The 18,350-nt window shown below is 45.9% G+C and carries 14 protein-coding genes and 2 tRNA genes; 10 read left to right on the forward strand and 6 right to left on the reverse strand.

Annotation, left to right across the window (positions count from 1 at the left end; genetic code table 11):
• Window positions 1–176 precede the first annotated feature (176 nt).
• The gene (locus FE785_RS03215) at window positions 177–1,193 is read left to right on the forward strand and encodes an ArsJ-associated glyceraldehyde-3-phosphate dehydrogenase (protein WP_138564354.1); all 1,017 of its coding nucleotides are present in this window, start codon (window positions 177–179) and stop codon (window positions 1,191–1,193) included.
• 78 nt (window positions 1,194–1,271) lie between these two features.
• On the opposite strand, the gene FE785_RS03220 is transcribed toward FE785_RS03215, so the two are convergent.
• The 5 genes from FE785_RS03220 to mutS form a co-directional block, all read right to left on the reverse strand.
• Entirely contained in the window at window positions 1,272–1,892 is a 621-nt protein-coding gene (locus FE785_RS03220; protein ID WP_138564356.1) for a BamJ family beta-barrel-assembly machinery protein, read from the reverse strand.
• A gap of 82 nt (window positions 1,893–1,974) precedes the next feature.
• Complete coding sequence (locus tag FE785_RS03225; protein WP_138564358.1) at window positions 1,975–2,544, reverse strand: DUF1415 domain-containing protein; 570 nt, start codon at window positions 2,542–2,544, stop codon at window positions 1,975–1,977.
• A 23-nt stretch (window positions 2,545–2,567) separates the two neighbouring features.
• Window positions 2,568–3,422: a DUF5718 family protein gene (locus tag FE785_RS03230; protein ID WP_138564360.1), complete on the reverse strand. Its 855-nt coding sequence runs from the start codon at window positions 3,420–3,422 to the stop codon at window positions 2,568–2,570.
• A 12-nt stretch (window positions 3,423–3,434) separates the two neighbouring features.
• A complete protein-coding gene (locus FE785_RS03235) occupies window positions 3,435–4,301 on the reverse strand; it encodes a tetratricopeptide repeat protein (RefSeq protein ID WP_138564362.1) in 867 nt (288 codons plus the stop codon).
• Between the two features lie 120 nt (window positions 4,302–4,421).
• Entirely contained in the window at window positions 4,422–7,115 is a 2,694-nt protein-coding gene (mutS, locus tag FE785_RS03240; protein WP_138564364.1) for a DNA mismatch repair protein MutS, read from the reverse strand.
• Window positions 7,116–7,438: 323 nt separating this feature from the next.
• Here mutS and FE785_RS03245 point away from each other — a divergent pair, with 323 nt between their 5' ends.
• The 8 genes from FE785_RS03245 to FE785_RS03280 all read left to right on the forward strand — a co-directional run bounded on the left by FE785_RS03245 (window position 7,439) and on the right by FE785_RS03280 (window position 16,922).
• A complete protein-coding gene (locus FE785_RS03245; RefSeq protein WP_138564366.1) occupies window positions 7,439–9,817 on the forward strand; it encodes an EAL domain-containing protein in 2,379 nt (792 codons plus the stop codon).
• A gap of 40 nt (window positions 9,818–9,857) precedes the next feature.
• Window positions 9,858–10,343, forward strand: coding sequence for a CinA family protein (locus tag FE785_RS03250; RefSeq protein WP_138564368.1), 486 nt, complete (start codon window positions 9,858–9,860; stop codon window positions 10,341–10,343).
• A gap of 433 nt (window positions 10,344–10,776) precedes the next feature.
• Window positions 10,777–11,814, forward strand: a complete 1,038-nt coding sequence (recA, locus tag FE785_RS03255) for a recombinase RecA (RefSeq protein ID WP_138564370.1) — start codon at window positions 10,777–10,779, stop codon at window positions 11,812–11,814.
• A 24-nt stretch (window positions 11,815–11,838) separates the two neighbouring features.
• The gene (locus FE785_RS03260) at window positions 11,839–12,432 is read left to right on the forward strand and encodes a regulatory protein RecX (protein WP_138564372.1); all 594 of its coding nucleotides are present in this window, start codon (window positions 11,839–11,841) and stop codon (window positions 12,430–12,432) included.
• An 87-nt stretch (window positions 12,433–12,519) separates the two neighbouring features.
• Window positions 12,520–15,111: an alanine--tRNA ligase gene (gene alaS / locus FE785_RS03265; protein ID WP_138564374.1), complete on the forward strand. Its 2,592-nt coding sequence runs from the start codon at window positions 12,520–12,522 to the stop codon at window positions 15,109–15,111.
• A 34-nt stretch (window positions 15,112–15,145) separates the two neighbouring features.
• Window positions 15,146–16,372, forward strand: a complete 1,227-nt coding sequence (locus tag FE785_RS03270) for an aspartate kinase (RefSeq protein ID WP_138564376.1) — start codon at window positions 15,146–15,148, stop codon at window positions 16,370–16,372.
• Window positions 16,373–16,649: 277 nt separating this feature from the next.
• Window positions 16,650–16,742: transfer RNA gene (locus tag FE785_RS03275), tRNA-Ser, on the forward strand.
• Window positions 16,743–16,845: 103 nt separating this feature from the next.
• Window positions 16,846–16,922, forward strand: a tRNA-Arg gene (locus tag FE785_RS03280).
• 28 nt (window positions 16,923–16,950) lie between these two features.
• Here the strand turns inward: FE785_RS03280 and FE785_RS03285 are convergent.
• Entirely contained in the window at window positions 16,951–17,142 is a 192-nt protein-coding gene (locus tag FE785_RS03285) for a hypothetical protein (protein WP_138564378.1), read from the reverse strand.
• A 271-nt stretch (window positions 17,143–17,413) separates the two neighbouring features.
• Here FE785_RS03285 and FE785_RS03290 point away from each other — a divergent pair, with 271 nt between their 5' ends.
• A complete protein-coding gene (locus FE785_RS03290; RefSeq protein ID WP_138564380.1) occupies window positions 17,414–18,316 on the forward strand; it encodes a sensor domain-containing diguanylate cyclase in 903 nt (300 codons plus the stop codon).
• The last annotated feature ends 34 nt before the right edge of the window (window positions 18,317–18,350 follow it).

The raw sequence follows: 18,350 nt of genomic DNA on the forward strand, positions 1-18,350 counted from the left end.
AAAAAAGCCTATAAAATCAGGGGGTTCATGACTTTTTTGTGCCGGTTTAAGGATAAAACGTCGATTAATGATGATTTTTAATCAAACTGTCAAACAGTACCAGCTGGATTCGCTGTATGATTTTCAGCAAGTATTTTTAGGTTGAGAAGGGCTCAGCAGCAGTTTTAGGAGTAGATATGGTACGTATTGCAATTAACGGTTTTGGTCGTATGGGACGTTTAAGTTTTCGTCAGGCGTTTGATTGGCCAGATATAGAGTTTGTCCATATCAATGAAATCGCTACCGATGCAAACGGTTCGGCTCATCTGTTAAATTTTGATTCGGCGCATGGTCGCTGGCAGCATCAGGCGGAAACCGATGGCAATAACATTATCATTAATGGGCAGAAAATTGGTTATAGCACCTGTGAAAACATCGAAGATTTTGACTGGGGGGCTTTGGATGTGGATATTGTATTGGAGTGCACCGGCGAGTTTCGCAATAGAGAGCAAGTGCAAGCCTATTTTAATCAAGGGGTGAAACAGGTGATTGTCGCCGCGCCTTTTAAAGAGGGAGTCAAAAATATCGTTATGGGCATTAACGACGATATTTTTATCGCCGGTGAAGATAAGCTGATCACCGCGGCATCCTGTACCACTAACTGCATTGCTCCGGTAATCAAAGTATTGCATGAAAAAATCGGTATAGAACACGGTTCGATCACCACCATGCATGATCGAACCAATACCCAGAAAGTGGTAGATCACGGCCATAAGGATTTACGCCGTGCGCGTTCCAGTTTTGAATCGCTTATTCCAACGTCCACCGGTTCTGCGACCGCGATTGCCACCATTTTCCCTGAACTGAAAGGACGTTTGGACGGAATTGCAGTGCGTGTTCCGTTTATGAACGCCTCCTTGACGGACTTGGTGATGGAAATGAAACGTCCAACCAGTGTGGAAGAGGTTAACACTTTGTTTAAAGACGCATCAGAAAGCTATTTAAAAGACATTCTAGGCTATGAAGAGCGCCCTTTGGTATCGGTGGATTATGAGGGGGAGACTTGTTCTTCGGTAATCGATGCGTTATCGACCAGAGTGGTGAATAACACTCATGTCAAGGTGTTGGCTTGGTACGACAATGAAATCGGCTATGTTCAACGCATGATGGAATTGGCTTTGAAAGTCGGTTTGGCAAATCAAGCGATTGCTTAATTATTGTTAATAACATGAGCTGATTTTAAAAATAAAAAAACCCGCACTAGCGGGTTTTTTATATTGGGATCGAGCTGACTAAGCCACAATTTCCAATAATTCAACATCAAAAACCAATGCTGAATAAGGTGGAATACGACCACCAGAGCCTTGTGCACCGTAGGCTAGGTCTTGTGGAATGTATAAACGCCACTTAGAACCTGTAGGCATTAGCTGAAGCGCTTCTGTCCAACCGGCGATAACACGGTTGACCGGGAACTGAGCTGGCTGACCGCGTTCAACAGAACTGTCGAATACCGTGCCGTCAACCAAAGTGCCGTGGTAGTGAGTAGAAACGGTCGATTCAGCGCTTGGTTTTGCGCCATCACCTTCAACAAGGATTTCATACTGAAGCCCAGACTCTAAAACTACAACACCGTCTTTTTTCGCGTTTTCAGCTAGGAAACTCTCACCTTCAGCCGCAGCAACTTTTGCACGCTCGGCTTCTTTAGCCTGCATGATTTCCTGAATCTCAGTAAACGCTTTTTGGAACTGTTCCTGACTGATAGGGCTGGCTGTGCCGCCTAAAGAATCCAAAAGACCGGCAGATACCGCTTCAGGGTTCAATCCTTCAAACGGATCGCTGGCAAGTTGGTCACCCATTTGACGACCAATACCGTAGCTGACGATATCCGGAGTAGTGGTGTAGTTGTTAGACATGGTTGTATCCTAAACTTTGGTTAAATAGAAAGTCAGGAATTTTAACATAAAGCGGTATCGAGCTTAAATCAATCGGGATGGTTTATTGATTGGATAGATAATCGAACAGTTGCTTTTTTTGTTCTAAAGAAAGGTTCTCTACCGTATGGATATTGTTTTCCGGAATCTGTTCAGGATTCGGGTAGTGTGCTAAAGCTTTTTCCAGACTGGCTTCACGTATCAAATGCAAAATCGGGTAGGGCGAACGGTTGGTAAGGTTTTCAGCGTCATCGGGTTGTGTGCCGGCGAACTGATAGTGGGGATGAAAGCTGGCAATCTGGAATTCACCAATCGCATCATATTGTTCTAAAAGTCGGTCGGCCAAATCCAGAAAGTCGTTGTAGTCGTAGAAATCATCAAGCATATTAGCTACCACCAAAACAGTGGTCTCCAGCTCTGTTACCGGAGTGTTGCGGAGTGTTTCGATCTCTTCAGCGAGGTTTTCCAATAAGCAGTTGGGCGTTTCACAATCGCTAATTGAGATACGTACCTGATGGTTTTGAAACGGGTGTTTGGCGAACGGGCAAAGATTCAGGCCAATCACCACCTGTTGCAACCAGCTGCTGATCTGTTTTTCGATGTGTTGATGCTGCTCTGTTGTTAAATTGTTCATTAGAGTCCTAATAAAGGATAAAACTAGACGATTTTCTGATGCAGAGCCGAGCTGTGGATTAAGTTATCCAACTCGCCGTGCAGGTGTTTTTGTACATCTTCACTGCTGTTTTGTGTCGCATCGTAAACATAGATAAAGACTTCATCACCCGGTTGTAAAAACACGGTTTCACCAAATTCGGTATAGGTTGTCGCGCCAAGGCTAATCAGTACTTGTTTTGGGTAGTCAGCGTCTTTTAAAATGGCATTCAAGTCTTCCAGTGGACCGAAATCGGCTTGCTTGTTGAGTCGGTCAATCATCCAGTCGCTTAATTGCTGGTGAAAGTAGGAGTAGGTCAGCACCGAGCTGTCTTTGCCATAGGCGTGGTATTCGCCATCGCGTTTCAAAAACGAGGCGATGCGGAAATTATCCAACTCGCAGCCTGCGGCAAAACTATCCAAAGCGATAAACTCATTTGCCATGCCTTTGGTGTCTGCGCCCCAGTTTTTCTTTTCGCTGATTTTTTTAGCCCCGGGTTTGCGAATCGAGCAGTCATTGAAAGCGGCAAAGGCCTTAGGGGAAAGCGCTTGAACTTGATTGTTCTGGTAGGTGACATCAAACAAAACACAAACTTCCGGTTCGGCTTGAAGGTGAGCGTTTTCCGCTAGGTTTTGCGGATAACGAATCTGGCTTGCCGACCAAGGAAAAACGCCAATCTGCTCGTCATTGTTGGGAATGTAGTAGGGGAATAAACCTTTAGGAGCGTTACTGTGGGTCGTTTTGACATTAACAAAGTCCGGTGTTTCGCCTGCCTGTTCCAGATGCCCGGCAAAGTTGCCGGCAACGCCTAGACCGACCAGATTTTCCAGCGTCTGTTTAGATAAAGTAAATTGGGTCATGGAAGCTTTACCTTAATACATTAAGCTTTGGAATTTGCGACGGTATTGGGTGACCAGCTCCGGTGCTTTCGCTCCCAACATGTCAAACGCTTGCAGTAGTGCTTTACGCGCGGCACCTTCATTGAATTCACGATCAACCATAAACGCCTTGAGTAGTGCCTGCAGTGATTTTTCCGCATGACCGTGCAGCATCAGGTAACCTGCCAGGTGCATTAAGGCTTGAATGTCGTTTTGGTCTTCGGCCAGTTTCTGTTGAATCTGTTCAATATCCGGCGCGCCTGCTAAAATTTCTGAGAAGTGCATCAGACCGCTGAGCTCTTTGCCTTGCGGTGACTTTTTCGCTTCATCAGGCAGCTTTTCAAATAAATCCTGTCCCTTATCCAGGTGACCGGTTTGCAGATACATTTGCACCAAATCCAGATGGATACGGAAATTGTTAACATTGATTTTTGCCGCTTCGCCCAATAATTCAACCGCCTCATCAAAGGCGCCATTATGAAAGGCCGCTTTTGCTTGCATGCGCAGCTCTTCAGAAGGGTCGTTCTCTAAAAATCCTTCCACCCAAGTACGATAGGTTTCTTCACTTTGCAGCAAGGCTTTTTCATCGGCGATATCGCCCATTTTGATCATTTTCACAAACGGTGCCTGTGGATTGCCGAGCTTTTCACAAATCTCTTTTTCAATATCGGTATTGACCTTACCGACAATCAATTTTCCGGCAAATTCTTCAGCCAGTTTCTCAAAGATGGTGACAATTAAACGGCTTTGTTCATTTTGTGCCGACCAGAAAACCAGGGCAACCGGGTGAGTATTTGAGTTTTGAACCAGCATCTCTTGCACATTGGCAAGGCTGATATCGACAATCATCGCTTCTGACATGGGAAATCCTATTCAACTTGGCGTTGGGCTCTTTTTACGAAAGCGTTAAAAAACAAAAAACCGCTCTATGAGCGGTAATTGAAGTGAGCCCGGGCGTTTATTTCAATTATTGGCGCTATTCTAACGGTTTTTAAGCAGGCTTTTAAGTTCATAAATCATATCAAGCGCTTTTCTTGGCGTTAGCTCATCCGGTTCAAGCTGATTGATATGCTTCTCAATTTTTTCCAATACCGGATCGGGTTGACTGACAAACATGTCAAACTGTTGTATCGGCTCGTTAATCGCAGGCGCTTGCTCTGTCACAGTTGCTGCGCTATTGGCCGGTTGATCGTTATCGGTCTGGGCAAGCTGTGTTTGTGCGATGGTTTGGTTTTCCAGCTGGTTGAGATGCTGTTTTGCCAAGGCAATCACATCATGCGGTACGCCGGCCAGCGCAGCTACCTGTAAACCGTAGCTTTGCGATGCCGGACCGTCTTGTACCTGATGTAAAAAGACAATGCTGTCATGGTGTTCAATCGCATCCAAATGCACATTGATGGTATTGGCAAAGCGCTCCGTCAAGGTGGTCAGCTCAAAGTAGTGGGTGGCGAACAGACAGTAGCCTTTTACCGATTGCGCCATATGTTCGGCAATCGCCCAAGCCAGCGCCAAACCATCGAAGGTCGAAGTTCCGCGGCCGACCTCATCCATCAATATCAAAGATTGCTCGGTGGCGTGATGCAGAATGTTCGCGGTCTCGGTCATTTCCACCATAAAGGTCGAACGCCCGGAAGTTAGATCATCGGAGGCACCGATACGGGTAAAGATTCGATCGATTGGTCCGAGAACCGCTTTGTCGGCTGGCACATAACTGCCCATAAAGGCCATTAACGCAATCAATGCGGTTTGGCGCATATAGGTCGATTTCCCGCCCATATTAGGACCGGTAATAATATGCAGACGGCGCTCATTATCAAATAAAGCATCATTCGGAATAAACGGTTCCTTCGACAGTGCCTCGACGGTTAAATGGCGACCTTGTTCGATATGAATTCCTGGTTCATCGCTTAACACCGGACGGGTTAAATTGAGTTTTTCCGACTGAATCGCCAAATTGGTCAAGATGTCAATTTGTGCCAGAGCTGATGCTGATTGCTGTAATGCCGCCAGTTGCGTATTCAGGGTTTCCAGCAGCTCCTGATAGAGCCATTTTTCTCGTGCCAGTGCTTTTTCACCGGCACTGAGGATTTTGTCTTCAAAAGTCTTCAGTTCCGGGATGATATAGCGTTCCTGACCTTTTAAGGTCTGGCGGCGCACATATTCGGCCGGTACCTGATCGCTATGCAGTTTACTGATTTCGATATAGTAGCCGTGGACGCGGTTATAGCCGACCTTTAGACCTTGGATTCCGGTGCGTTCACGCTCGCGCTCTTCAAGCTGAAGCAGATAATCCCCAGCTTCATTTTTCAGGTTGCGTAGTTCATCGAGTTCGTCATCAAACCCTTCGGCAATCACACCGCCGTCACGAATCAGCATCGGCGGATTATCGATGATCGCGCGATCGAGAAGTTGCGCCAGGTCGGGAAAACGGCCCATCTGTTGTGCAAGCTCGCCGAGTTTCACCGAGTCTTGCAATTGCGCCAACAGTTGCTGCAAGTCGGGCAATACATTCAAGGTGCGCCCCAGGTGCAAACAGTCCCGTGGTCGAGCCGAACGCAAAGCGACACGGCTTAGAATGCGTTCCAGATCGCCAACATTTTTAAGAATGTCGCGCAAAGCATCGGCTTGATGGTGGTTGAGGATGGTTTCGATCGCATCCAGGCGCAGGTTGATCTGTTCAGCCTTGCGCAAAGGCTGGTTTAACCAGCGTTTAAGCAGGCGGCTTCCCATGGCCGTGGCGGTATCATCGAGAATGGCCGCCAGGGTGCTGTGTGGGTTGCCTGATAGGCTGCTGTCGATTTCCAGGTTACGCCGACTGATGGCATCCAAAATCAAGGTATCTTCAGTTTGGTAACTTTGCAGGCCGGCAATGTAGTTCAAATCACTTTGCAGCATGGTTTGTGCGTAATGCAAAATCGCTCCGCATGCGCTAATCGATGCCGGTTTGTCATTGCAACCATAGGCAAGCAGGTCTTGGGTTTGAAAGTGTGTGGTCAGACGCTTGCGGCAGCTTTCGATATCGAAGTGCCAAGGCGGGTAACGCACCACACCGGCTTGATTGAGAATGGTCTCGGGCAGCTGCTCCCGAAACTGATCGTCATCGGCAATCAATAGCTCTTTCGGTTTTAGACGTTCCAGCTCGGAGAGCAATTGATTCAGAGTGTCTAGCTGAGTGGTTTCAAAACGTCCACTGGAAACTTCCAGATAGGCGATAGCGAATTTTTGTACACCCTGAAAGCTGTGCTCACTGATACAGGCCAGCAGATTTTCCTGTTTGTCTTCAAGTAAGGCTTCTTCAACCAGTGTTCCCGGGGTGATAACGCGTACCACCTTGCGCTCTACCGGGCCTTTGGAGTTGGCCGGGTCACCAATCTGTTCGCAAATCGCTACAGATTCACCGAGCTTGACCAGCTTGGCCAGATAACCTTCGGCAGAGTGGTGTGGAATGCCGGCCATTGGAATCGGAGCGCCGCCGGATTTTCCTCGAGCAGTTAAGGTAATATCAAGTAACTCCGACGCCTTTTGCGCATCGGCATAAAATAGCTCGTAGAAATCCCCCATACGGTAGAACAATAAGTGATGCGGATGTTCTTCCTTGATGGCTAGGTACTGCTGCATCATAGGAGTGTGTTTGCTGGTTCTGGAAATGTCTGAAGGCGCTTTTGAGGTTGTCATGCTGGTTTGAAAATACCGTGTATTTAAGTTAAATCGTACTCAGTTGCAGCGTCATGGAAGCGAATTCTCGGCAAGCAACTGTTTGTTTAATTGAGTGTCTAAATTTGATTTATTCATCTTAACAAAAAATGGCATGCCTAGCGCTTTAAATCGGAGCGATGCATTTGGCTGCTATCAAAGCCGAAAACGGCTTAAAGACTCGCCTGCTAGCGTATTAAAATAAGGTAGCTATGCATAATAAAACCTTTCTGTTCTCAATAACCTAAATATGATAATCTTGTACCAATTTAAATGCGATTCTCTCTAGATTCCCGAGGCTGTGAATGAATAAGCGCTTTGTAGCACTTTTTTCAATCATTTTATTGGTTACGTTCCTGTTTATTTATGACGTCTATAAAAACGTTACGGAAACCTATCGCAGCATTTCCACCGAAGTCGAACAGCAGCAATTAAAGCGTAAGTATCTGACGGCTATGTATAACGCCTCAAGGGAGAGGTCTTTAGGCTTGTTGCAGATGCTTGCCGAAGAAGACCCTTTTGCCCTTGATCAGTACGATCGCAAGATTTCCGCCTATTCGCTAGATTTTATTATTGCCCGTCAGGAATTGTTTGAACTGCCATTAAGCGATGCCGAGCTCAAGTTGCTCAATGAACAGCGCGAAATGAGTCGCACCAATCAGCCGTTACAAGACGCGGTAGCCAAATTATTGATTAATAAACAGCGTGAGCAAGCGCTGGATTTGTTAAAGACGCGCGCGATTCCGAGTCAGACCAGAATATTGCATAAAATCGATGAAATCATTGAGTTGAGTAGTAATCAAACTCAAGGGTTGATTGATTCGGTGAATCAGAGCTTGGATCGTTCACAAACGCGTTTTGCCATTATCATATTGATTTTCCTTTTGCTGTTTCTTTCGGTCTTTGTCTATGCGTTTTACAGTTCGCGCAAGGAAAAAGAGCTGTTGCAATCCAATTTACAGATGGAACAGGAAATTGCTCAACAGCTACGCTCCACCAAAGACAAGCTGAGTCAATACACTAATGCGTTGTCGACCTTTACCGTAATGTTGACCCCAACCGGGGTGATCGAACTGGTCAATAACGCCGCTGCGGAATCGATGGGTAAAAACCAGGATGCCTGGCTGGGGCGTTATTTCCATGAGTGTAATTGGTGGGTCAGTGATAGTGTGCGCAAAGAGATTGCATCGGATGTTTTGGCTTGCGCCAACGGCAAGACGATCGACAAAGAGGTGGAGATTTGCTCTTATGCCGGCGAAATGCTGGCGTTGCGTTTTATTCTTAATCCGATTCGCGATTCCGAAGGTTGTATTATCTATCTGGTGGCCGAAGGTCAGGATATTACCGAGCGCAAGCGGGTTGAGAAAAAAATATCCTATCACGCCTCGCACGATGCATTGACCGGTTTGATCAACCGTTATGAGTTTGAGCATCGTTTGTCGCTATTATTGCAGCGTTCCGAAGATCATGAGTATCACTATGTCTTTTATATGGATTTGGATCAGTTCAAGATTGTTAACGATAGTTGTGGTCATAGCGCCGGTGACGAACTGATTCGCCAGATCCCTTCAATCATCAAACCCAGTATTCGCAAATCGGACATCTTGGCGCGTTTAGGGGGAGATGAATTCGGCATTATTATCGAAAATGCCGATTTGAGTATCGTACAGAAAATCGCCGAAGAGATTATCGAGGCGATTAGCCAATATCAGTTCGTCTGTGAGGGTAAGGCGTTTCGCATCGGTGTCAGTATCGGAATTGTCGAGGTAGATGAAACCATGGTGGTGCCTGATCTGGTAATGAAATGGACAGATTCGGCCTGTTATGTTGCCAAGGATAAGGGACGAAACTCTTATCATATTTATGTTTCCGGGGATGAAAAGTTAATTAGTCGTCAAAAAGAGATGGATTGGATCTCGCGTATTGAGATGGCTTTGCAGCAAGGCGACTTTGAACTTTATGCCCAGCCGATTGTCGAGGTGGTCAATGGTGAAGATAAGGCGATGAATTATGAGCTGCTGGTACGCATGCGTTCCGGCAATCAGGTGATACCTCCAGGGGCATTTTTACCGGCGGCTGAGCGCTACAATCGCGCTATGGATGTCGATTACTGGGTGTTCAGTGAAGCTTTGAAAGTGCTCTCCGAAAACAGTGATTTTCTCGAGGCCATTGGTTATTGCTCGATTAATATCTCTGCTCAATCGTTGGTTTCGCATGAATTTCTTCAGTTTGTCCTCAAGCGTCTTGATGAAGTCCCGGATTTGGCGGAAAAAATTACGATCGAAGTGACCGAAACCGCGGCGATTTCCAATTTGACACAGGCGCGCCATTTTATTGCTGAACTGCGCAAAGTCGGGGTGCGTTTTGCTTTGGATGATTTTGGTAGCGGCCTGTCATCGTTTGGTTATCTGAAAAACCTGCGCGTCGACTTTTTGAAAATAGATGGGATGTTTGTCAAAGACATTGCGGATGATCCAATCGATTATGCCATGGTCAAATCGATTCACGAGGTCGGTCATGTAATGGGGCTTAAAACCATTGCCGAATTTGTCGAAAATAAGCTGGTGTTACAGAAGCTTAAGAAAATCGGTGTTAATTATGCACAAGGTTACGGTATCGGTGTGCCGGAACCCTTATCGGTATTTATTGACGATGCGCGAAAATTAAAGCAAGCTAAATCATAATAAATAAAATAGCTATTACAGAGCTTATGAGGAGAAAGATATGAAATTCACCACATTGGTCACCGAAGTAGGACAGGCTTTGGTGAATGCAGATGCCATGGTGGTAACGGCCGAGTCTTGTACCGGAGGAATGATTGCTGAAGCCTTAACGTCAATCGCCGGTAGTACCGCCTGGTTTGATAGAACCTATGTCACCTACAGTTATGAATCGAAAAAAGAGATGCTCGGTGTCAAAGAGACCACCATCCAGAAAAAAGGTGCGATTAGTAAAGAGTGCGTCGAAGAGATGGCCATCGGTGCCTTGCAGCAATCACACGCTAAAATCAGTGTCGCCTGTAGTGGGATTGCCGGTCCCAGTGGCGGCTCGCCTGCCAAACCGGTTGGAACGGTATGGATTGCTTGGGCAATGCAGGGTCATGAAAAAGTGGTCAGCCAGAAATTTTTATTTGCCGGCGATCGCCAAACAATCAGAGAGCAAACCACCGAAGCGGCATTGATGGGGATTATGAAAATGTTAGAGCGATAAAAAAGCTCGATATGGTTATATATCCTGTTGTTTATTGCTAGGATTTGCGAATAAATTATGGGATAATTTGGGGTTTGAATTTACCGTAGCCATATTCGACAGCAAAGTTGATATTTAAGCTGAGGCGTTTAGGTTTAAACGGGTTGAGGCGGCGACAGAGCCTTTGTTAAGTCAGAAAATAGAATGCATGAATACTCTGCTAATCGCAGTTGACGCTATGCCATCTGACTAACAAGGGTTTTTTATTTGATAAGCTAGGGGCGGGGATTTCTCCGTTTGAGGTTTTTTAATATCGCTTAAAGTCGAAATGAAGACAGCGGTTATTCAAACCTTGAGGATACAAGCCGGTCAGATAAGACTGAAACAGGTTGGGCTTGAAAATACCTGCGGCATAAAACAAAGCGTCATATTAAAACCAAAAGGATGACACCACATGGATGAAAATAAGCAAAAAGCTCTCGCAGCAGCGTTAGGACAAATTGAAAAACAGTTTGGTAAAGGCTCTATTATGCGTATGGGCGATAACAGCGTTGCGCGTGATATCGAAGCGGTTTCAACCGGGTCTCTAGGTTTGGATATGGCATTGGGTATAGGTGGTTTGCCGAAAGGACGCATTGTAGAGATTTATGGTCCGGAATCTTCAGGTAAAACCACTTTGACATTGCATGCCATTGCCGAGATGCAAAAGGCTGGTGGTACTGCGGCCTTTATCGATGCGGAGCATGCTTTGGACCCGATTTATGCTGAAAAATTAGGTGTCGATATTGATAACCTTTTGGTGTCACAGCCGGATACCGGTGAGCAGGCATTGGAAATCACCGACTCACTGGTACGTTCCGGTGCGGTAGATATTGTCGTGGTTGACTCGGTTGCGGCCTTGACACCGAAAGCGGAAATCGAAGGCGATATGGGGGATTCTCATATGGGGCTTCAGGCGCGTTTGATGTCGCAAGCGTTGCGTAAACTGACCGCCAATATCAAACGTACCAATACATTGGTTATCTTCATTAACCAGATTCGTATGAAGATCGGTGTCATGTTCGGTAGCCCTGAAACCACAACGGGTGGTAATGCATTGAAGTTCTACGCCTCGGTTCGTTTGGATATCCGTCGTACCGGTGCGATTAAGAAGGGTGATGAAATCCTTGGTAACGAAACTCGTGTCAAGGTTGTTAAAAACAAGGTTTCACCACCATTCAAACAAGTCCAGTTCGATATCCTTTATGGTCAAGGGATTTCCCGCGAAGGTGAGATCATCGACTTGGGCGTACAAGAAAAGATTATGGAAAAATCCGGTTCTTGGTATAGCTATAACGACCAGAAAGTGGGGCAGGGTAAAGACAACGTGCGTCAGTTCCTAGTGGATAACCCGGACGTGGCTGAAGAGATCATGGATAAGATCAAAGCCAAGTTAATGCCGAATAAAGCGGCGAAAAAAGAAGACGCTGCTGTTGAGGCGGCAGAATCTTAATCAGCCAAGCGTTTTAGTCTGGTTATGAAAGATGCCGAAGCCTTTTTAAAGCAGCTCAATAATCAGGTCGAAGACACCGCTGGTTCGCAGGATTTAGATAATCAAGATGAAGCTGATCAAGGACTGCTGGCTTCAGAATTGGCCTATCAGGTAGAAGCCAAAGCGGTCGCCTTATTGGCCATGCGTGAGCACGGTGGCCGGGAATTGCGCCAAAAACTGCGCCAGAAATTTCCCGAAAGTGTGGAACTGCTGCAGCAATACGATGTGCAATGCGGTGATGTCGAACGCATTATTGGTTTGGTATTGGAAAAATGTCGGGTCAATAATTGGCAAAGTGATCAGCGTTATGTCGAGCAGGCGGTGCAAAGCTATCTTGGCAAAGGTCATGGGCCAATGAAAATTGCGCAAAAGTTGAAGCAGACCTGCGCCGACAGCGGCTTGATTGATGCCGAGCTCGATCTTGGCGATGAAGAATGGCTAATGCAAGCCAGAGCGGTATTGGAGAAAAAATACGGCGATACCGTCAAGCCGAGCTCACGCAATGAGCAGGGGCGGCGGATGCGTTTTTTACAAAGCCGCGGCTTTCCGCCAGGCTTGATTTGGAAAGCCTTTGATTAAGGTTTGCCGATTACGGATTTACTACACGTCACGGTTTGCCTGCGGCGTGATAAACAGATTATTTAAAAAGTTAAGGTTACTTTTACTATGACGAGTGCAGAACTCAGAAAAGCTTTTCTCGATTATTTCGTTAAGCATAACCACACCGAGGTTCACTCTAGCCCGGTTATTCCAGCTAATGATCCGACACTGCTGTTCACCAATGCGGGAATGGTACAGTTCAAGGAAACGTTTCTAGGGCAGGAAAACCGTGATTACAACCGTGCGACCAGCGTACAGCGCTGTATTCGTGCCGGTGGTAAACACAACGACTTGGAAAACGTTGGTTATACCGCTCGTCACCATACATTCTTCGAAATGTTGGGTAACTTTAGTTTTGGTGATTATTTCAAACGTGAAGCCATCAGCTTTGCTTGGAAATTCCTTACAGAAGAGCTGAACCTTCCGGAAGAAAAACTTTGGGTGACGGTTTTTGAAGAAGATCAGGAAGCCGAAGATATCTGGTTGAAAGAGATGGGGATCAGCGCCGAACGTTTCTCGCGTTGTGGCGCCAAGGATAACTTCTGGTCAATGGGTGACACAGGGCCGTGTGGTCCTTGTACCGAGATTTTCTTTGATCATGGTGCCGATGTCGCCGGTGGTCCTCCAGGCTCGCCGGACGAAGACGGAGATCGTTATATCGAAATCTGGAACCTGGTGTTCATGCAGTTCGACCGCTCGGCGGATGGTACCTTAACGCCTCTGCCAAAGCCGTCTGTAGATACTGGGATGGGCTTGGAACGTTTGGCCGCGGTCATGCAGAACGTACATAACAATTACGATATCGACCTGTTCCAGGCGATTGTCAAGAAAGCCGCTGAGTTGACCGGTGAAAAGGACCTGACAAACAGTTCGCTGCGAGTCATTGCCGACCATATCCGTTCTTGTTCATTTGTTATCGTTGACGGTGTTTTACCGTCAAACGAAGGTCGTGGTTATGTGCTGCGTCGCATTATCCGTCGTGCCATCCGTCACGGGTACAAGCTGGGTATGAATGATTTGTTTTTCTATAAGCTGGTTCCTGTTCTGGTCGAGCAGATGGGTGAGGCTTATCCTGAACTGGCAAAAGAGCAGGCCAATGTCGAACGCGCCCTAAAGCTTGAAGAGACTCGCTTTGCGGAAACCCTAGAAAACGGTATGAAATTGCTGGAAGAGTACATTGATGGCATGTCTGGCGATGTGATTGAAGGTGAAATCGCTTTCAAACTTTATGATACCTATGGTTTCCCGCTGGATTTAACCGCCGATGTGGCGCGTGAACGTAATTTGAGCGTTGATGAGGCCGGTTTTGAAAAGGCGATGGAAGCTCAACGTGAGCGTGCCCGTTCGGCAAGCAGTTTCAGTGCACAAGCTGTGGATAAAATTGATTTTGACGGTGAAACGCAATTTATCGGTTATGAATGCGATGATGCCGATACCAAAGTAGTGGCCATTTTTGTTGATGGCGCAGCGGTGGATTCGGCAGCGCAGGGTACAGATGCCACAGTCATTCTGGATAAGACTCCGTTTTATGCCGAGTCCGGTGGTCAGGTGGGTGATACCGGTAGTCTGACGGAAGGAATGCACAGTTTCCATATCGATAATTGTCAGAAGCAGGGCAAGTTGTTCTTGCATATCGGTAAGGTGACGGCTGGAACCATCTCTGTCGGTCAGGTGTTACATGCTCAAATTGATGTTGCCGGACGTCGTGCCTCAGAGCGAAACCACTCGGCAACTCACTTGTTGCATGCCGCTTTACGTGAAGTGTTGGGTACTCATGTACAACAGAAAGGTTCTTTGGTTTCTCCGGAGCGTCTGCGTTTCGACTTTGCCCACTTTGAGCCGATCAATGATGAGCAGTTATTGCAGATTGAAAAATTGGTTAACCAGAACGTGATGAAGAACACTCCGGTCGGTACCAATGAAATGGATATCGAAGCCGCCAAAGAAATGGGCGCGATGGCCTTATTCGGTGAAAAATACGGCGATATCGTCCGTGTTGTCGATATGGGGGAGTTCTCGGTTGAACTTTGTGGTGGAACGCACGTTAACCACACAGGTGAGATCGGTCCTTTCCGAATCGCAGCAGAAACCGGTATTGCATCGGGTGTGCGTCGTATTGAAGCTTTGACCGGTGATAACGCTTGGCAGGCGATCTACGACAGTGAAGAGAAATTACAGAATGTCGCTGTAACAGTGAAAAGTGATAAGCAGCAGGTTGAAGGCAAAGTCAATCAACTGGTTGCCGACTACAAAGAACTGGAAAAACAATTCAAGCAGCTGCAGTCTAAACTCGCCGCATCACAAGGTGATGATCTTGCCAGTGCCGCGGTAAAAGTAGGTGATGTAAACGTTTTGGCCGCACAACTAGAAGGCGCTGACGTCAACACCTTGCGTGAAACACTAGACAAACTGAAATCCAAATTGGCGCCTGCGGCGATCGTCTTGGCTGCCGTTGATGGCGAGAAAGTCAGTTTGGTTGCCGGTGTTTCCAAAGAAATCACCAATACGTTCAAAGCAGGCGAGCTGGTTAATCATGTCGCCCAGCAAGTTGGCGGTAAAGGTGGCGGGCGTCCAGATATGGCGCAAGCAGGTGGTAAAGATCCTAGCAAGTTGGCTGAAGCGCTTGATTCAGTTAAAGCTTGGGCTGAAGCCAAATAATTAAAAAAACGATTTATTTAGAAGAAAAATAACAATGGCCCTTATTGTTCAAAAATTTGGCGGTACCTCAGTCGGAAGTGTTGAGCGTATCCAAAATGTTGCCAGACAAGTTGCCGAAACCGTAGAGCAAGGTCACCAGGTTGTGGTGGTGGTTTCAGCGATGAGCGGTGAAACCAACCGTTTGACGGCTTTAGCACAGGAAATTCAAGAGCGCCCTAATAAGCGTGAAATGGATGTGTTGTTAACAACGGGTGAACAGGTAACGATTGCTCTTTTGAGTATGGCTTTACAGGCGCGTGGTACTGATGCGATCTCCTTCACCGGTTGGCAGGTTCCTATTCAAACCGATATGGTGCATTCCAAAGCGCGTATTGAGCATATTGAAGCGGAAAACATTAAAGATGAGCTGGCAAAAGACAAGGTCGTTGTCGTTGCCGGTTTCCAAGGTGTCACCATGCAGGGTGGAATCTCTACGCTAGGGCGTGGTGGTTCGGATACCACCGCGGTAGCTTTGGCGGCGGCGTTAAATGCCGATGAGTGCCAGATTTATACCGATGTTGACGGTGTTTACACAACCGATCCTCGAGTCGAGCCTAAAGCCAAACGCTTGGATCAGATTACCTATGACGAAATGCTGGAATTGGCAAGTCTTGGAGCGAAGGTATTACAGATCCGTTCGGTAGAATTTGCCAGCAAATACAATGTACCATTAAGAGTCTTGTCCTCATTGCAACCTGGAGGCGGAACCTTAATTACTAGCGAAGATAATTTTAAGGAAACAAATATGGAAAAGCCTCTCATTTCAGGGATTGCCTTTAGCCGAGATGAAGCCAAGTTGATGATTTTAGGTGTACCGGACAAACCAGGTGTTGCTTACCAGATCCTTGGACCGATTTCGGATGCCAATATCGAGATCGATATGATTATTCAAAACCAAGGTGTTGACGGAACTACCGACTTTACCTTTACGGTGAGTCGCGGTGATATGGCTGCTGCTCTGGATATCCTTAAAAGTACGGCCAATAAGCTTGGTGCGCGTGAAGTGCTGTCTGATGACACGATTGTCAAGCTATCGATGGTCGGTGTCGGAATGAAATCTCACTCAGGGATCGCCAGCACTATGTTCAAAGTATTGGCGGAAAACGATATCAATATCCAGATGATCGGTACCACTGAAATTAAGATTTCTGTGGTAATCGGTGAGTCTCATTTGGAGCTCGCGGTTCAAGAACTGCATGAAGCGTTTGAATTAGATAAATAATCTAACCCTTTCGCGGAACAAGAAGCCTCGTTTACCTCTATCGGTAAGCGGGGCTTTTTGGTTTTTCGCAAGAGTGCGCTACGGTCAGGTTAACAGTCAGCCGATCGCTAAGATAATGTTTCCTATTTAATTTCTCAAAGGGTAAAGATTGTTTATGACTTTTGCGCTAAATCACGGATCAATAAAAAGCTGATTAATAGGTCTTTAAAAATACAGAAAAAGTCTAAAAGTCGGTTTACAAGCGGCTTGGATACCTGTATTATACGCTCCAGAAATTGGAGACGTGGCCGAGAGGCTGAAGGCGCTCCCCTGCTAAGGGAGTATGGGGTTTGTAGCTCCATCGAGGGTTCGAATCCCTCCGTCTCCGCCATTTCTTTTTTAACAAATTTAGCGAATTAAAATTGTTAAAAAATATGTTGATTATAGATTGACTCTTAATAAATTCTCTCTATAATACGCACCAACAAAACAAAGCGCCCGTAGCTCAATTGGATAGAGTACTCGGCTACGAACCGAGCGGTTAGGGGTTCGACTCCCTTCGGGCGCGCCATATTTTAAAAGCCCCGTTAGCTATTAATTTAGCTAACGGGGCTTTTTTTGTCTAAATCAAAAGATTGCCACTGTTTTCGGTGAAGTCTTCTTGAACCTTTCCCCTCTAAACGCTTTTTGAAAATACGATCATTTAATATGTGACAGTATTTTGGGGTTGGTTCTATTATTACTAAATGGTTTTCAAATTTAGTTGCTTTTGCGATTAAGCGTGCAGCCATATACCACCTAAATCAGATGGTTCTGATGATGTTAAAGGTTATCGTCCTGGATTTAATAAAGATCGTCTTAGGTTTTGACTTCAAACACCAGACGTTGTGGTTGTTTAATCGCCATTGAGCGATTAAGTTAATGCTGGCAGCGGCAAAATAGCTTCCTATGTTGTGAGTAAGTCATAAAACCCTTTCAAAAATAAGGTCAAAGGGGATTGGATGTGGCTGTGGTCGTGGTAGTATAAGTACAAAGGATTATTGAGTAGCAGGGACTTAAAAGGTGTTTAGTGGTAACGAGAGTGACTTCTTCAGGCTTAAGATCTTTATAGATAAAATGGATGATGGGCTTATTATTGAGGATGAGAAAGCGGATATTACCCTCACTAATCAGGCCTTTTGCAATATATTCGACCTTTCAACTTCTGCTGAAGAGCTGATTGGCACTTCTTACGATGACTTTGCTCAAAATGTAAAGCACCTGTTCAAAGACCCGGAAGGTTTCGTAAAAGTCATTGCTGATGGTCTTAAACCAAAAGAGCCTGTCTGTGATCAGCTAGTTGAAATGACTAGCGGTAGGTACATAGAGATAGATTTTACCCCTGCTTATGATGGCGATAAGTTTCTCGGTGTGGTTTGGATGTTCAAAGACCTAACAAGACATTACAACAAGCAAATGGAGCTTAAAGCCATCAGTGATGAAATGTTAAAACAAAGTCTGACTGATCCGCTTACGGGTATTGGCAATAGAAGATTTTTGGATAACAAGCTTGCTGAACTTTATGGCTACGGGGATCCGCTCTGTATCGCAGTCATTGATATAGATAACTTCAAATCGATCAACGATTCCCAAGGGCATGAAGCAGGAGATTACATCCTTATTCATCTTGTCAACTACTTGATGTCATCCCTTCGCTTATCAGATTTAATTGGTCGAATGGGTGGGGATGAACTTATGATTGTCATGCCGAAAACGACTCTTGAAGATGCTGAAAAACGTATGATGGAAATACATTCCTCTTATAATCGTCCTCCCTCAAGTATCAGGCAAAAAGTGACATTCAGTGCTGGATTGGCTTGTACTGATAGACATGAAGATCTTAAATCAACTATAGCGAGTGCTGACCAAGCTCTGTACGAAGCCAAAAAATATGGTCGAAACAAGGTTGTGGTCTCTGTGCTATAACTTCGGACTGATTGCCGTACCAATACTGTTGTCA

It is taken from the genome of Thiomicrorhabdus sediminis, from assembly GCF_005885815.1.
GTDB classification, from domain to species: domain Bacteria; phylum Pseudomonadota; class Gammaproteobacteria; order Thiomicrospirales; family Thiomicrospiraceae; genus Thiomicrorhabdus; species Thiomicrorhabdus sediminis.

What these genes read in the sequence shown, in the direction of transcription:
- FE785_RS03215 (WP_138564354.1), top strand. Translation starts at nt 177, where the DNA reads ATGGTACGTATTGCAATTAACGGTTTTGGTCGTATGGGACGTTTAAGT.
- FE785_RS03220 (WP_138564356.1), bottom strand. Translation starts at nt 1,892, where the DNA reads ATGTCTAACAACTACACCACTACTCCGGATATCGTCAGCTACGGTATT.
- FE785_RS03225 (WP_138564358.1), bottom strand. Translation starts at nt 2,544, where the DNA reads ATGAACAATTTAACAACAGAGCAGCATCAACACATCGAAAAACAGATC.
- FE785_RS03230 (WP_138564360.1), bottom strand. Translation starts at nt 3,422, where the DNA reads ATGACCCAATTTACTTTATCTAAACAGACGCTGGAAAATCTGGTCGGT.
- FE785_RS03235 (WP_138564362.1), bottom strand. Translation starts at nt 4,301, where the DNA reads ATGTCAGAAGCGATGATTGTCGATATCAGCCTTGCCAATGTGCAAGAG.
- mutS (WP_138564364.1), bottom strand. Translation starts at nt 7,115, where the DNA reads ATGACAACCTCAAAAGCGCCTTCAGACATTTCCAGAACCAGCAAACAC.
- FE785_RS03245 (WP_138564366.1), top strand. Translation starts at nt 7,439, where the DNA reads ATGAATAAGCGCTTTGTAGCACTTTTTTCAATCATTTTATTGGTTACG.
- FE785_RS03250 (WP_138564368.1), top strand. Translation starts at nt 9,858, where the DNA reads ATGAAATTCACCACATTGGTCACCGAAGTAGGACAGGCTTTGGTGAAT.
- recA (WP_138564370.1), top strand. Translation starts at nt 10,777, where the DNA reads ATGGATGAAAATAAGCAAAAAGCTCTCGCAGCAGCGTTAGGACAAATT.
- FE785_RS03260 (WP_138564372.1), top strand. Translation starts at nt 11,839, where the DNA reads ATGAAAGATGCCGAAGCCTTTTTAAAGCAGCTCAATAATCAGGTCGAA.
- alaS (WP_138564374.1), top strand. Translation starts at nt 12,520, where the DNA reads ATGACGAGTGCAGAACTCAGAAAAGCTTTTCTCGATTATTTCGTTAAG.
- FE785_RS03270 (WP_138564376.1), top strand. Translation starts at nt 15,146, where the DNA reads ATGGCCCTTATTGTTCAAAAATTTGGCGGTACCTCAGTCGGAAGTGTT.
- FE785_RS03285 (WP_138564378.1), bottom strand. Translation starts at nt 17,142, where the DNA reads ATGGCTGCACGCTTAATCGCAAAAGCAACTAAATTTGAAAACCATTTA.